Annotated in this window: 12 protein-coding genes; 8 read left to right on the top strand and 4 right to left on the bottom strand. The window is 71.0% G+C overall.

Features of this window, described 5'->3' with window-relative positions:
- Positions 1 to 34: 34 nt before the first annotated feature.
- The gene (locus tag LCHO_RS22360; protein ID WP_012348621.1) at positions 35 to 970 is read right to left on the bottom strand and encodes a phosphatase PAP2 family protein; all 936 of its coding nucleotides are present in this window, start codon (positions 968 to 970) and stop codon (positions 35 to 37) included.
- A 79-nt stretch (positions 971 to 1,049) separates the two neighbouring features.
- Positions 1,050 to 1,952: a UDP-2,3-diacylglucosamine diphosphatase gene (locus tag LCHO_RS18010; protein ID WP_150105630.1), complete on the bottom strand. Its 903-nt coding sequence runs from the start codon at positions 1,950 to 1,952 to the stop codon at positions 1,050 to 1,052.
- A gap of 176 nt (positions 1,953 to 2,128) precedes the next feature.
- Here LCHO_RS18010 and LCHO_RS18005 point away from each other — a divergent pair, with 176 nt between their 5' ends.
- The 4 genes from LCHO_RS18005 to LCHO_RS17990 all read left to right on the top strand — a co-directional run bounded on the left by LCHO_RS18005 (position 2,129) and on the right by LCHO_RS17990 (position 6,005).
- The gene (locus tag LCHO_RS18005) at positions 2,129 to 3,217 is read left to right on the top strand and encodes a magnesium transporter CorA family protein (RefSeq protein ID WP_012348619.1); all 1,089 of its coding nucleotides are present in this window, start codon (positions 2,129 to 2,131) and stop codon (positions 3,215 to 3,217) included.
- A 39-nt stretch (positions 3,218 to 3,256) separates the two neighbouring features.
- The gene (locus tag LCHO_RS18000; protein ID WP_012348618.1) at positions 3,257 to 3,862 is read left to right on the top strand and encodes a hypothetical protein; all 606 of its coding nucleotides are present in this window, start codon (positions 3,257 to 3,259) and stop codon (positions 3,860 to 3,862) included.
- A 166-nt stretch (positions 3,863 to 4,028) separates the two neighbouring features.
- Positions 4,029 to 5,609 carry a Ppx/GppA phosphatase family protein gene (locus LCHO_RS17995; protein WP_012348617.1) on the top strand — a complete coding sequence of 527 codons (1,581 nt, stop codon included), beginning with the start codon at positions 4,029 to 4,031 and terminating at the stop codon, positions 5,607 to 5,609.
- Between the two features lie 108 nt (positions 5,610 to 5,717).
- Complete coding sequence (locus LCHO_RS17990) at positions 5,718 to 6,005, top strand: hypothetical protein (protein ID WP_012348616.1); 288 nt, start codon at positions 5,718 to 5,720, stop codon at positions 6,003 to 6,005.
- Here the strand turns inward: LCHO_RS17990 and LCHO_RS17985 are convergent.
- Positions 5,980 to 6,210 (bottom strand): sulfurtransferase TusA family protein, encoded by a 231-nt coding sequence (locus tag LCHO_RS17985; RefSeq protein ID WP_012348615.1) that lies wholly within the window; start codon positions 6,208 to 6,210, stop codon positions 5,980 to 5,982. The two genes, LCHO_RS17990 and LCHO_RS17985, sit on opposite strands and share 26 nt — an antisense overlap.
- Positions 6,211 to 6,356: 146 nt before the next feature.
- Between LCHO_RS17985 and LCHO_RS17980 the strand changes: the two genes are divergently transcribed.
- The 3 genes from LCHO_RS17980 to LCHO_RS17970 are packed head-to-tail and all read left to right on the top strand — an operon-like array spanning position 6,357 to position 10,212.
- The gene (locus LCHO_RS17980) at positions 6,357 to 7,274 is read left to right on the top strand and encodes a TRAP transporter TatT component family protein (RefSeq protein WP_050757529.1); all 918 of its coding nucleotides are present in this window, start codon (positions 6,357 to 6,359) and stop codon (positions 7,272 to 7,274) included.
- A gap of 44 nt (positions 7,275 to 7,318) precedes the next feature.
- Positions 7,319 to 8,329 (top strand): TRAP transporter substrate-binding protein, encoded by a 1,011-nt coding sequence (locus LCHO_RS17975; protein ID WP_150105515.1) that lies wholly within the window; start codon positions 7,319 to 7,321, stop codon positions 8,327 to 8,329.
- Complete coding sequence (locus LCHO_RS17970; RefSeq protein WP_012348612.1) at positions 8,326 to 10,212, top strand: TRAP transporter large permease; 1,887 nt, start codon at positions 8,326 to 8,328, stop codon at positions 10,210 to 10,212. Before LCHO_RS17975 ends, LCHO_RS17970 begins: the two co-directional genes overlap by 4 nt.
- Before the next feature lie 28 nt (positions 10,213 to 10,240).
- Here the strand turns inward: LCHO_RS17970 and LCHO_RS17965 are convergent, their stop codons facing one another.
- A complete protein-coding gene (locus LCHO_RS17965) occupies positions 10,241 to 11,737 on the bottom strand; it encodes a CYTH and CHAD domain-containing protein (RefSeq protein WP_012348611.1) in 1,497 nt (498 codons plus the stop codon).
- Between the two features lie 192 nt (positions 11,738 to 11,929).
- Between LCHO_RS17965 and LCHO_RS17960 the strand changes: the two genes are divergently transcribed.
- Complete coding sequence (locus LCHO_RS17960; RefSeq protein WP_012348610.1) at positions 11,930 to 13,678, top strand: alkaline phosphatase D family protein; 1,749 nt, start codon at positions 11,930 to 11,932, stop codon at positions 13,676 to 13,678.
- The last annotated feature ends 6 nt before the right edge of the window (positions 13,679 to 13,684 follow it).

Raw genomic sequence — 13,684 nt, 5'->3', positions numbered from 1 at the left:
CGAGGCAGGCGGATCCGCCGCAGCCCGCGCCGCATCAAGTGGCCCCACCGGCGCGGCCCGCACGCAGCTCGGCCGCGGCCCGCAGCGCCTGGCGTCGCAGCCAGTCGAATGCCTGCGTGCGCCGCTGCGTGTGCAGCAGGCCGGACTGGCGCCAGGCCGCCAGCAGCCCGATCGCGGCCAGCGCCCATTGCGCGGGGCGCGCCAGCGGATAGCCGGTGTTCATCGTCGCCATCACGATTGCCGGGATCAGTGCGGCCAGCAGCAGCGGCCGGTGTGCCGAGCGTCCGCACAGCCAGCGCGTCAGGCCCAGCCGTCCGGCGATCTGCACCGCCAGCGGCGCGACCAGCCAGCCCAGCGCGGCACCGGCCAGCACGTCGCTGGGCCAGTGTGCCGAGGTGCTGATGCGCGAGCAGGCGATCGCCGCGGCCACGCCGAACACGGCCAGGCGCGGCCCGCCGTCGAGCCGCAGGCAACGTGTCAGCAGGCCGGCCATCGCGAACGCCGTGACGGCGTGGCCGGACGGCATCGAGTTGCGCAGCAGCGCGTCGCCGATCACCACCAGATCGCCGGCCGGCAGCACCGCGCTCGGGCGTGGCAGGGCCAGCGCGAACTTGAACAGGTGCGTGAGCGCGCCGCCGATCGGGAAACACAGCAGCAGGCCGCCGATCAGTGCCGCCGCCGGTGCCGGGTCGAGCGGGGCATGGCGGTTGTTTGCCGGGGCCGGGCCGGGCAGCAGCGACAGGCACAGCAGCAGCGCGCTCAGGCCCAGGCCGGCCACGCTGAGCATCGACCACAGCGTGGCGGCCTGCGCGGCCGGGGCGTTGATCAGGTGGAACAGCGCCCGGTCGAAGCCGCTGACGCGCAGGCCGACGGCCAGAGCCAGGGCGCCGAGGCAGAGCAGCCAGTCGGTGCGGCCGAGGATCGGGGCCGGGCCGGCGAGGGGATCGAATTCGACGACAGGTGCATGCATGGCGGCATGCTGATGAGCCGGGGTGACGTCGACGTGACCTTTCGGTGTCGATGCCGTGACGGCGGGTCGGCGGGCTCGCTCAGCCCGCCAGCGCGGTGCCGGCTTCGGCGCGCGACGGGGTGGTGTCGCGGTGGTGGCGCGCGCGCAGCACCTCGGCCCAGTCGATGATCTCGAGCCGGCCGTCGGGGTGTTCGACCAGTGCGGTCAGGCTCTCGACCCAGTCGCCGTCGTTGGCGTAGGTGATGCCGTCGATCTGGCGCAGTTCGGCATGGTGGATGTGGCCGCAGATCACGCCGTCGAGGCCGCGCTTGCGGGCCTCGTGCGCCACCGCGGCCTCGAAGTCGCCGATGAAGTTGACCGCGCGCTTGACCTTGAGCTTGAGGTAGCGCGACAGCGACCAGTACGGCAGCCCGAGCCGCGCCCGCAGCGAGTTGAGGTGGCGGTTCAGCCGCAGCGTGAACTCGTAGGCCCGGTCGCCGACGTGCGCCAGCCAGGGTGCGCACTGCACCACGCCGTCGAACAGGTCGCCGTGCATGACCCAGAACCGGCGGCCGTCGGCGCTGCGATGCACGAAGTCCTCGTGCACCTCGATGCCGCCGAACTGCTGGCCCAGGTAGCGCCGCGCGAATTCGTCATGGTTGCCCGGGATGAAGACCACCCGGGTGCCCTTGCGGGCCGCGCGCAGCAGCTTCTGCACCACGTCGTTGTGCGCCTGCGGCCAGTACCAGCGGCGCTTGAGCTGCCAGCCGTCGACGATGTCGCCGACCAGGAACAGCTGCTCGCAGTGCACGTGGCGCAGGAAATCCAGCAGCGCGTCGGCCCGGCAGCCGGGCGTGCCGAGGTGGATGTCGGAGACGAAGACGCTGCGCACCGACAGGTGATCGCCCGGCGACGGCGGCACGTCGAGCTCGACGTCGGCCGTGTCGGCCCCCGCGTCCAGGTTCGCAGCCAGATTCGCCGCCGGGCTCAGGGAGCCGGGCATGCGCAGGATCGGCAGGGCGGAGGCATTCATGCGGCGCATGCTCCGCGCCGCAGATGACAGCGGCTTGATGCGGCCGTGACGCTTTCGTGAACCGTGTGGCGCGCAACAGACTGCGACCCGGGCACGTGCGGCGGGCGGCTTGCGGCAGACTCGGCCCGTTTCCACCCCCAGGGCCCATGATCGTGAGCAGCCTGAGCAACGCCCTCAGCCGGAAAGAACCGGCCCGCCCCGGGCGCGCATCCACCGCAGAGGCCACCTTCGGCAGCGACGCCGCCGGGCTGATCTGCGGCTACCTGTTTGCGCCCACCGCCACGCCCATCGGCGCCGAGGCCGCCGCCGCCTGGCTGAAAGCCGACCTCGCTGCCGACGATGGCACGCCCGCGCCCGACAGCTTCCTGTGGCTGCATTTCAACCTCGCCGACAAGGCCGCCGAGCGCTGGCTGGCCGAACACACCGATCTGGCCGAGGCGTTTTTCGACACCCTGCGCGGCGGCCTGCATTCGACCCGCGTCGAACGCGTCGAGCAGACGCTGCTGGCGGTGGTCAACGACCTGCAGTTCGACTTCGCCTTCGAGCCCTCCGACACCGCGACGCTGTGGATCTGCCTGAACCGGCGCCTGGTCGTGACCGGTCGGCGCAAGCCGCTGCGATCGGTCGACCAGCTGCGGGTGTCGGTGCGCGACGGCGAGCCGGTGCGCTCGAGCGCCGACCTGCTGGCCCAGCTGCTGCGCCACCAGGTCGACGTGCTGGGCGACCTGGCGCGCCAGATGACCAACCGGGTCGACGAGGTCGAGGACCGGCTGCTGTCGGGTCGGCTCGAACACAAGCGCGCCCGCCTGGGCGCCATGCGCCGGCTGTTGGTGCGCCTGCAGCGCCTGCTGCTGCCCGAGCCGGCGGCGCTGTTCCGCCTGCTGCAGCATCCGCCGCCGTGGATGACCGAGACCGACGTGCAGGACCTGCGCGACGCCACCGAGGAGTTCTCGGTCGTGCTGCGCGACATGGTGGCGCTGCAGGAGCGCGTCAAGCTGCTGCAGGAAGAGGTCGCCGCGCAGGTCAACGAGCAGACCGGCCGCAGCCTGTTCGTGCTGACGGTGGTGACGGTGCTGGCGCTGCCGATCAACATCATCGCCGGCCTGCTGGGCATGAACGTCGGCGGCATCCCGCTGGCCGAGCATGCGCACGGCTTCCTGATCATCGTGGGCATCGTCATCACCTTCATGTTCGTGGCCGGCTGGTGGGCCTTCCGCAAGAAGAATGACGATTGATTTAGAATAAACCGTTTATATCGTTTACGGAGATACCGAATGCCCCAGTCCAGGACCGACGCTGCCAGCATCGACGACAGCCCCGCCGCAGCGCCGAGTGCACCGGCCGACGCGGCCCCCGCCGCCGCCAAGGCGGTGCGCAAGCCGGCCAAGCGCGCCGGCGAGGCCCAGGCGGTCAAGCCGTCCGCTGAAGCGGACCCGGCAGCGCCCGTGAAGGCGGCCAAGCCGGCCAAGGTGGCCCCGGTCGCCAAGCCGGCCAAGGCCGTCAAGGCCGCGGCGGCCGAGCCGGTGAAACCCGCCAAGGCCGTCAAGGTGGCCAAGCCCGTCAAGCCCGCGAAACCGGCCCAGCCCGCGGTGCTGCCGGAGGTGGCGCAGTCCAAGCCCCGGCTGGTGCGTGACAGCTTCACCATCCCCGAGCTCGAGTACGCCCAGCTCGAGGCCCTCAAGCGGCGCGCGCTGGCGCTGGCGCATCACGCCAAGAAGAGCGAGGTGCTGCGTGCCGGCATCGCCACCCTGGCGGCGATGGACGACGCCCAGCTGCTGGCGGCGCTGCAGTCGGTGCCGCCGCTCAAGACCGGTCGGCCCAAGAAGCCCAAGGCCGAGAAGGCCGCCGTCAAGGCCCGCAACGGCGGCAAGAAGAGCTGAGCGCGCAGCGGCGTGCCCGCGTGAGCGGGCCGCCGCTGCCATCGTCCTGTCATGTTGCGTCCGTAAGCTGTCACGAAGTGGGCGGGCTTGGCCTGCTCCATGAACAGCATGAATCGCATTGCATGACAACGATGAATCGCGGCACCGTCGACACGGGCCTGCGGCCATGACGGCGGCCGACGAACTGGACGTGCTCGGCGAGCACGCCGAACACCGCATCGACGATGTGCCGCTGCTGCTGCCGTCGTCGCACGGCGTGCACTGGCGTGGCGTGCTGGGCGCGATCGACATCGGTTCCAACAGTTTCCGCCTCGAGCTGGCGCAGATCCGCGACGGCGAGTACCGGCGCATCGCCTACCTGAAGGAAACCGTGCGCCTGGGCGCCGGCCTCGATGCCGACGGCCGCCTCGACCGCGCCGCCGCCGAGCGTGGCCTGGCCTGCCTGGCGCGCTTTCGCCAGCGCCTGGGCGGCCTGCCGACCGGCCAGCTGCGCGCGGTGGCGACGCAGACGCTGCGCGAGGCGAACAACCGCGACACCTTCCTGTTCCAGGCCGAGCACGTGCTCGGTTATCCGATCGAGGTGATCTCCGGGCGCGAGGAGGCGCGGCTGATCTACGCCGGCGTGTCGCGCCTGGAGCCCGGCAATCACGCGCGGCTGGTGGTCGACATCGGCGGGCGCTCGACCGAGCTGATCCTCGGCGAAGGCCGCACGCCGAAGATCGCCGAGTCGTTCCAGATCGGCAGCGTCAGCCTGTCGGCGCGCTATTTCGGCGACGGCCGCTGCACCGAGCAGGCCTTTCGCCGGGCCCAGATCGCCGCCGAGGCGCAGCTCGAAGAGGCGCTGCAGGCCTTCGGACGCGAGCGCTGGGTCGAGGTGCTGGGTTCGTCGGGCACGGCCGGCGCGGTCAGCCAGCTGCTGCAGGCCAATGGCCGCAGCGACGGCACCATCACGCCCGACGGCCTGCGCTGGTGCATGCGCCAGTGCATCGCCGCCGGCTCGGTCGAGGCGCTGACCCTGCCCGGCCTGCGCGACGAGCGTCGCGCGGTGCTGGCCGGCGGGCTGGCGATCCTGGCCGCGCTGCTCAATCAGTTCGGCATCGCCGAGCTGCGGCCGACCCGCGCCGCCTTGCGCCAGGGCGTGATCTTCGACCTGGCACAGCGCATCCAGGCGCGGCGCGAGCCCGACGGCCACGGCTGGCGCGACGAGACCGTGGCCGAGCTGCAGCGCCGCTTCCAGGTCGACCTGCTGCAGGCGCAGCGGGTGCAGACGCTGACGCTGGCGCTGTTCGACCAGATGGTGCGCACGCCTGACGCAGAGGCGCGCCAGGAGCTTGCCTGGGCCGCCGCGCTGCACGAGATCGGCATGAGCGTGTCGCACCACGACCACCACCGCCACAGCGCCTACCTGCTGGCGCACATCGACGCGCCGGGGTTTTCGCAGAGCCAGCAGCGCCGCCTGGCCGACCTGGTGCTGGGCCAGCGCGGCGGCCTGCGCAAGATCGAGGCCATGCTGGCCGATCCGAAACGGGTCGCGCAGGTGCTCGCGCTGCGGCTGTCGGTGCTGTTCTTCCATGCCCGCTGCGATCTGCTGCAGTCGGTGCCCGAGCTCGGCCTGGTCGCCGGCACCGCCACCCTGGTGCTCGACCCCACCTGGGCCCGCGACAACCCGCGCTGCATGCACCTGCTGCGCGAGGAGGCCGCGGCCTGGGCCCGGGTCGGCGACCTGACGCTGCAGCTGGCGTCCTGAACAGGCCGTGCGAAGCGATTGAATTTGTCTCTCGCCGCGCCGTGTTCCGTTGACGGGTCACGTGGAAGAATGCGCGGTCATTTCGCACACCCATCGAAAGGAACTCCGATGCAGTCACTCACTTCGGCATCCGTGTTGTATCGCACCCGCGCGGGTCAGGCGGTGGTTCTGGGCAACGAAGGCCTGTCGCCTGCGCAGTCCCATCTGCTGATGCGGCTCAATGGCTACACGGCGCTGTCCGAGCTGGTGTGCGAGGACGAGCTTGCCGACATGCAGCTGGCGGCGATGCAGCTGGTGCAGGCCGGCCTGGCCTGCCTGTGCGAGCCGGAGGGCGACCCTGCGCCGACGGTCTCGCAGTGGGGCGATCTGCTCAGCGCCGACGCAGCACGTGGATGAACTCGTTGCCCGGCAACGTCTGCTGCTCGACCAGCACGTGGCCGGTCTGACGCGCGAAGGCCTGGAAATCGCGCACTGACCCGGGGTCGGTGGCCAGCACCTTGAGCACGTCGCCGCTGGCCATGTCGGCCAGCGCCTTCTTGGCCTTCAGGATCGGCAGCGGGCAGGTCAGTCCGCGGGTGTCGATTTCTCTTTGCGATTCCATGAGGGCGCTCCTTGATGGCCGATTCTATCGACCAGGGCGCGCACTGACGCCTGCCTGAGCCGGCCTTGCACGGCGTCGGCACAGCCGTCATGGCGCCGACACAACGGTGCCACCGGCCTGTCATGCGCGTGATCGAGCATCGGCGCATGGTGCCCCTGCTCGTCACTCGTTTTCTCGATCCGCTGCCGCGGGTCTGCGCGCGGCTCGGCCTGCTGGCCTTGCTGGCGATGCTGTGCGCGTGTTCGCCGCGTCATCTGATCGTGCAGGGCATGGCCGACGGACTGGCCGGCCAGGGCCAGGTGGTCGAAGACGATCTGCAACTGGCGCGCGAGGCCGCCGCCTTCCACCTCAAGCTGTCCGAATCGGTGCTGCGCCAGACCCCCGGCCACCTGCCGCTTGCCGAGTCGGTGGCGGCCGGCTTCACGCAATACGCCTACGCCTTCGTCGCCTTCGACGCCGAGCGCATCGAGGCCCGCGATGCCAAGGCGGCCCAGAAGCTGCGCGAGCGCGCGGCCCGGCTCTACCGGCGCGCGTACCGCCACGCCATGGCCGCGCTGTCACACCGCTCACCGGGTTTCGCCCAGGCGCTGGCGAGTGCCGATGCCTCGAAATGGCCGCGCCTGGCCGATGACGAGATCGGCCTCGCGTACTGGGCGGCGGCCTCGTGGGGCGGCGCCATCTCGCTGTCGAAAGACGATCCCGACGCGGTCGCCGACCTGCCGCTGGCGATCCGCCTGGCCACGCTGGCGTGGCAGAAAGCGCCCGATCACGGCGACGGCGCACTGGCCAGCCTGATGGGCAGCTTCGAGGCCGCGCGCCCGGGTGGCTCGCGCCAGCAGGCGGCGGCCTACTTCGATCGCGCGATCGCACTCGGCGCAGGCCTGCGCGCCGGTCCTTTCGTGGCCAAGGCCGAGGGTATCGCGCTGCCGGCGGCCGATCGGCCCGCCTTCGAAGCCCTGCTGCGCCAGGCGCTGGCGGCCAGCGCCGCACGGCGCGATCTGCAGAACGAGGTGATGCGCGAACGCGCGCAATGGCTGCTCGATTCGGCCGACGACCTTTTCTGACCGTTCCCCGCCATCCTGGCGCCCTCCGAACCCGAATGAACCCCATGCGCAAGCTCGTCTCCCTCGGCCTGATCGCCCTCTCCCTGCTCTGCGCCACCGGCGCCTCGGCCGCCGTCAAGCCGCTGCGCATCGGCACCCTGGTGCCCAAGAACTCGCTCTACCACCGCCAGCTGATGGAGCTCGGCGAGGTCTGGCGCACGGCGCAGGGCGGCGACGCCAAGTACCTGGTCTTCACCGACGGCAGCCAGGGTGGCGAGGCCGAACTGGCGCGGCGCATGCGCATCGGCCAGCTGCAGGGCGCGCTGCTGTCTGTCGTGGGGCTGCGCGAGATCGAGCCGACGGTGGCGGCCCTGCAGTCGCTGCCGCTGCTGTTTCGCAGCTGGGAAGAGGTCGACTACGTGCGCGACAAGATGCGCCCGGCGATGGAGAAGAAGTTCCTCGACAAGGGTTTCGTCGTGCTCGCCTGGGGCGACGCCGGCTGGGTGCGTTTCTTCTCGAAGGAGCCGGCCTTCCGGCCCGACGACTACAAGAAGATGAAGTTCTTCGCCTGGGGCTCCGAGACCGAGCAGCAGGAGATCATGAAGAGCCTGGGCTACACGCCGGTGCCGCTGGAGACCAGCGACATCCTGCCCGCCATCCAGACCGGCATGATCAACGTGGTGCCGTCGACGCCGTATTTCGCGCTCGCCAGCCAGGTCTACGCCACGGCGCCCAACATGCTCGAGATCAACTGGGCGCCGATCGTCGGCGCGTTGGTGGTCACCAAGAAGGCGTGGGACGAGATGAGCCCCGCCGCGCAGGATAGCGTGCGCGCCGCCGGCGAGAAGATCGGTCTGCAGATCCGCAGCAAGGCCCGCCAGGAGGTCGACGAAGCGGTCGACGCGATGAAGAAACGCGGCCTGGTGGTCAACCGCCCCACGCCCGAACAGATGCGCGAATGGAACGAGCTGGCCGACAAGCTCTACCCGCGCATCCGCGGCGCGATGGTGCCGGCCGAGACCTTCGATGAAGTGTTCATGCACCTGAAGGCCTACCGCGCCGGCAAGCCCCGATGAACACGGCTGCCCCTGCATCGGCACCCGCCGTGGCCGCGCCGTTGCGCAGCCGCCTGCGGGCGCTCGGCCGTTTCGACGAGGTGCTGGCGTCCGCCGCGCTGGTGTTGATGACGCTGATCCCGCTGGTCGAGATCCTGTTGCGCCCGCTGCTCGGCCGCGGCGTCGAGAACGCACCGGTGCTGGTTCAGCACCTCGGCCTGGTGCTGGCGATGTTCGGCGCCGTGGCGGCCGAGCGCCACGGCCATCTGACGACGCTGGGCAGCGGCCTGGCCCGGCTCGGTGGCGCGCGTGTGCAGGCCGCCGTGCGGCTGTTTGCCCACGGCGGCGCGGCGCTGATCTGCGGCCTGCTGGCGCTGGCGAGCTGGCGCTTCGTGGCCAGCGAGATCGAGGTCGCGCACGAGCTGGCCTACGGCCTGCGCCTGTGGTGGGTCGAGGCGGCGATGCCGGTCGGCTTCGTGCTGCTGGGCCTCAAGCTCGGCAGCCGCTGTTTTTCCAGCCGGCTGCGGTGGGTCAGCGCGGTCGCCCTGCCGGCGATCGGCTACGCGCTGGCCTGGCAGTTCGATGGCGAGAGCCTGATGCTGTGGCCGGCGCTGCTCGTGCTGCTGGCGCTGCTGCTGGCCGGCGCGCCGATCTTCGCGGTGCTGGGCGGCCTGGCGCTGGCGCTGTTCTGGCAGGACGCGCTGCCGCTGGCGTCGATCCCGCTGTCGCACTACCAGATCACCGTCAACCCGTCGCTGCCGGCGTTGCCGCTGTTCACGCTGGCCGGGCTGATCTTCGCGCGCACCGGCGCGGCGCAGCGGCTGGGCGCGGTGTTCACGGCGCTGTTCGGCGGCGGCGTCACCGGCACGGTGGTGGCCGCGGCGGTGCTGTGTTCGTTCTTCACCGCGTTGACCGGCGGCAGCGGCGTGACCATCCTTGCGCTCGGCGGCCTGCTGCTGCCGCTGCTGCGCAACGCCGGTTTCCCCGAGCGGCGCGGCATCGGCCTCGTCACCAGCGCCAGCGCGCTGGGCGTGCTGCTGGCGCCGTCGGTGCCGCTGATCATGTACGCCATCATCGCGCGGGTGCCGATCAACACGATGTTCGTCGCCGGCCTGCTGCCGGCCGCGGTGATGGTGGCCTTCCTGCTGGTGTTTGGCGGCTACCTGCGGCGTGGCGCTCGCACCGATTCCGCCCAAGCCGCCGACGTCACCGTCACCCGAGCGCCGGACCTGGCTGCGCCGCGCGTGCGGGCCGCGGCCTGGGCGGCCAAATGGGAGATCCTGGCGCCGGTGGTGGCGATCGGCTCGCTCGCCAGCGGCCTGGCCACGCCCACCGAAAGCGCCGCGCTGACCGCCGCCTACGCGGTGCTGACGCAGGCCGTGGCGCACCGCGAGCTGGGTGCGCGCCTGTTGGCTCAGTGCCTGAGCCACTGCGCGCAGGTGATCGGCGGCGTGATGCTGATCCTGGGCATGGCGCTGGGGCTGACCAACTTCCTGGTCGACGCCGGCATCCCCGATGCGGCGATCGAGTGGGTGCAGGGCGTCATCCCCAACCGCTTCGTGTTCCTGCTCGCGCTGACCGCCTTCCTGTTCGTGGCCGGCGCGCTGATGGAGATCTACGCCGCGCTGGTGGTGCTGGTGCCGCTGCTGCTGCCGGTGGCGCTGAGCTACGGCATCGACCCGGTGCACTTCGGCATCATCTTCCTGGCCGGCATGGAGATGGGTTTCCTGTGTCCGCCGGCGGGCATGAACATCTACTTCGCCTCGGCCATGTTCGGCAAGCCGATCCACTACGTGGCGGCCTCGGTGCTGCCGGCGCTGCTGGCGATCTTTCTGGGCACGCTGGCGATCGCGTGGCTGCCGCTGCTCGCCACCGGCCTGCCGGCGCTGCTGGGCCTGCGCTGACGCGCCCGCGCTGCGGCGGGCTGGTGGGTCAGTCGCGGCGCCAGATCCGCGCTGAACGCGGCAGTTCGGCCAGTGCCTGGGCCGCGTCGGCCAGCAGCTTCTGGCGCTGCGCGGCCAGCCAGCCGAGCGCGAACCAGGCGCGCGGATCGTGTTCGAGGCGGCGCTTGAACAGCGCCTCGGCCACCGTCAGGTCGTTGTACAGGCCGAGCGCATCCTGGGCCGGCCGCAGCCGCGCGAGGTAGCGCTTGACGGCCTTGCCGCGGCACACCGACGACACCAGCTCGACCGCATAACGCAGCCGCTTCAGGCGCTTGCGGGTGCGGTGGCGGCGAGCGTCGTCGCAGGTCAGGAACTCGGTGGCATCTTTGCCGAGCTGTCGATGCAGGCGCTCGACGAGCGGGCGGACGCGCTCGGTCAGCGACAGGTCCGACGGCTGATCCGCGGCCTCGGCGGTCTGCGCCGCACCGTGCGCAAAGGCCATCAGATCGAGCAGCAACAGGCCGCAGGCCGGTGCGCGCAGCGCCTCGCCGACCGTGTCAATGCCGTCGGTTTCGTCAGCCGTGGCCGAACCGTCGAACAAGTCCGGCGCACCCGCCGCACGCAGCGCAGGCAGCCAGGTGTCGGCCAGCACGTCCCGGTCGCGCGCGCTGCCCAGATGCGCGAAGAGTTCGGCCAGCGCGGGCTGCCAGGTCGCGTCGACATCGTCCGAACCTTCACCGAACACCCGCAGCGCGCTGCGCAGGCGCCGCAGGCCCACGCGCGCCTGATGCAGGTGCTCGGCCTCGCCAACGCCGCCGGCCAGGTTCGCCACATTGGGCAGGATCTGCGCGAGGCAGGCGCCGACCATCGCGCGCAGCGCGGCGTCGGCGCTCATGTCGGCCCGCAGCGTGGGCTGCTCGGCCAGCGTGGCAGCATTCACTTTCACGCTGCGCGCGAGCAGGTCGCCGCGTTCGGCCTTGCTGCGCACGTCGAGCCACAGCGCGTGGCGCTCGACCCAGCGCGACGACAGCGCGATCAGGCCGGCGAGCGGGCCCTGCTTGAGCTCGAACTCGATCTCGTGCAGCGGCAGCCGCGCCGCGCCCGAGCGGATCTCGCCGATGTCGAGCGCCAGCTCGATGCGGGCGCTGCCGCTGCGGATCATGCGGTGGGTGCGCTGCACGTCGGTCTCGAACATCACGCGCAGCGCGTCGCCGTCGCCAGCCAGCGTGGCCGCGAGCGCGGCGCCCGCGGGCGTGCCGGCGTGGCGGGTGATGTCGAGCACCGGCTCGCCACCCGCCGTCTCGATCACCACCTCGTGTTCGAGCCGATGCAGGTGGCCGTCGCCGCGGCCCTTGAGCGTCTGCACCCAGCGCTCGTCCTCCTGCCGCAGCCGCAAGGCCATGCCGGCGGCTGCGAGGCGGCGATCGGGGGTGTCGAAGTACTGCGCCCGCAGGTGCGTGATCTGCGCCGTGGATGTGGCCACCGCCCGCTGCACGGCCTGCGCGCTCGTGGCGGGGATCTGGAACTTCAACTCGATTTCGACCATGTGTTTTCCGGTTCTCGGTGGGCCCTGTCGCCCACGCGAACGAAGGCTTCCATGCGCACGATATCTCGGTGGCTAGATGAGCCCCTGGGTCGATTCGATCATGGGCGCGGTTCACCAGCGTGTCATGTTGCTGCTGCATCGTCCGGCTCCTATTGAACCCGGCTCGACGGGTTCTCATCCAGGAACCCGTTCATGTCCAACGCCCTCAATCGCCGCGACTTTCTCGTCAGAACCTCGACCGTGGCCACGCTGGCAGCCGTCGGCGGCACGCTCGCGGCCTGCGGCGGTGGCGACGACACGCCGGCCGATTTCCGCTACGGCGTGGCCAGCGGCGATCCGCTGGCCGACCGGGTGATCCTGTGGACCCACGCCAAGCGCCCGGACAGCAACGACGCCGTCGGCCTGACCTGGCAGGTGGCCAGCGATGCCGCCTTCGCCAGCGTGCTGCGCTCGGGCCGTGTCACCGCGAGCGAGGCCACCTCGTTCACCGCCAAGGTCGATGCCACCGGGCTCACCGCGGGCACGAGCTACTTCTATCGCTTTCTCGACGACGCCGGTGGTGTCTCCACCGTGGGCAGCACGCGCACCCTGCCGGCGGCCGACGCCACGTCGGTCAAGTTCGCGGTGTTCTCGTGCGCGCTGTACTCCGAAGGCTTCTTCAACGCCTACGACTCGGCCGCCACCTCGGACGCGCAATACGCCGTGCACCTGGGCGACTACCTCTACGAATACGGCGCCGATCCGGCGAAGTTCGGCAACACCGATGCGGTGAGCCTGGGCCGCGTCATCGTGCCGTCCAACGACATGGTCAGCCTGAGCGACTACCGCACGCGCTATGCCCTGTACCGCGCCGATGCCAAGCTGCAGGCGCTGCACGCCAAGATGCCGTGGATCACGGTGTGGGACGACCACGAGTTCGCCAACAACGCCTACAACAGCGTCGACGGCAGCGGTGCCGAGAACCACGACCCGGCCACGCAGGGCGACTGGAACACCCGCAAGGCGATCGCGGCGCGGGTCTATCACGAGTGGATGCCGATCCGCACGCCCGACACCACCGACCTGCTGAAGATCTACCGCCGCTTCGACTTCGGCCGCCTGTTCACGCTGCACATGCTCGACACCCGCATCGAGGGGCGCGACCGCCAGTACGACAGCTTCGGCGATGCCGATGGCGGCTACAACCGTTACGGCACCGCCCTGGCCACCGGCAGCGATGCCAGCCGCCGCATGATCAGCGCCGCCCAGCAGGCCTGGCTCACCGACGGCATGGCGGCCTCGACCGCGACCTGGCAGGTGCTCGGCAATCAGGACATCATGGCCCGCATGTGGATCCCCGCCTCGGTGCTGAGCCTGGCGAGCGACCCGGCCGCAGCCCAGCCCGCCATCGGCGCCTACCTCACCGCCAAGGCCACGGCCGCTGCCGGTGGCCCGCTGACCGCCACCCAGACCGGCCTGCTCGACACCGCCGTCAACCCGCTGCTGCCCTACAACCTCGACGCCTGGGACGGCTATCCGCTGCAACGCGAAGCCTTGCTGCAGACCGTCAAGGCGCAGGGCAAGAAGCTGGTGGCGCTGTCGGGCGATTCGCACAACGCCTGGTTCAACCACCTCACCACCTTGAGCGGCGAGAAGATCGGCGTCGAGTTCGCCGGCTCGTCGGTCACGTCGCCGGGTTTCGAGAGTGTCGGCCTGGGCGGCCTGGCCAGCTCGCTCGACGGCAGTGCCGTGTCGCCCGGCTCCAACGGCACCGGCCTGGGCCTGATCTCCGACCTGAACTATGCCGACACGATCCGCCGCGGCTATCTGCTGATGACCGTCACCGACGCCGCCGTGACGGGCGAGTTCGTCTACGTCAGCACGGTCAAGTCGACCACCTACACGGCCGCCGTGGGCAAGACCATCAGCGTGTCGGTCGGCGGCGCCATCAGCTACGCCTGAGCGCGT

Origin of the sequence: Leptothrix cholodnii SP-6, assembly GCF_000019785.1 — a bacterium.
In the GTDB taxonomy this organism is placed as follows: Bacteria; Pseudomonadota; Gammaproteobacteria; order Burkholderiales; family Burkholderiaceae_C; genus Sphaerotilus; species Sphaerotilus cholodnii.
Note: the sequence above shows the minus strand (reverse complement) of the source record. Positions and strands in the feature narration are given on the sequence as shown.

Excerpts from the sequence above, each read along its gene's own strand:
- LCHO_RS17965 (WP_012348611.1), bottom strand. The coding sequence starts at position 11,737 with ATGGTCGAAATCGAGTTGAAGTTCCAGATCCCCGCCACGAGCGCGCAG.
- LCHO_RS17990 (WP_012348616.1), top strand. The coding sequence starts at position 5,718 with ATGCAGTCACTCACTTCGGCATCCGTGTTGTATCGCACCCGCGCGGGT.
- LCHO_RS18000 (WP_012348618.1), top strand. The coding sequence starts at position 3,257 with ATGCCCCAGTCCAGGACCGACGCTGCCAGCATCGACGACAGCCCCGCC.
- LCHO_RS22360 (WP_012348621.1), bottom strand. The coding sequence starts at position 970 with ATGCATGCACCTGTCGTCGAATTCGATCCCCTCGCCGGCCCGGCCCCG.
- LCHO_RS17960 (WP_012348610.1), top strand. The coding sequence starts at position 11,930 with ATGTCCAACGCCCTCAATCGCCGCGACTTTCTCGTCAGAACCTCGACC.
- LCHO_RS18010 (WP_150105630.1), bottom strand. The coding sequence starts at position 1,952 with ATGCCCGGCTCCCTGAGCCCGGCGGCGAATCTGGCTGCGAACCTGGAC.
- LCHO_RS17980 (WP_050757529.1), top strand. The coding sequence starts at position 6,357 with ATGGTGCCCCTGCTCGTCACTCGTTTTCTCGATCCGCTGCCGCGGGTC.
- LCHO_RS17995 (WP_012348617.1), top strand. The coding sequence starts at position 4,029 with ATGACGGCGGCCGACGAACTGGACGTGCTCGGCGAGCACGCCGAACAC.
- LCHO_RS18005 (WP_012348619.1), top strand. The coding sequence starts at position 2,129 with ATGATCGTGAGCAGCCTGAGCAACGCCCTCAGCCGGAAAGAACCGGCC.
- LCHO_RS17970 (WP_012348612.1), top strand. The coding sequence starts at position 8,326 with ATGAACACGGCTGCCCCTGCATCGGCACCCGCCGTGGCCGCGCCGTTG.
- LCHO_RS17975 (WP_150105515.1), top strand. The coding sequence starts at position 7,319 with ATGCGCAAGCTCGTCTCCCTCGGCCTGATCGCCCTCTCCCTGCTCTGC.
- LCHO_RS17985 (WP_012348615.1), bottom strand. The coding sequence starts at position 6,210 with ATGGAATCGCAAAGAGAAATCGACACCCGCGGACTGACCTGCCCGCTG.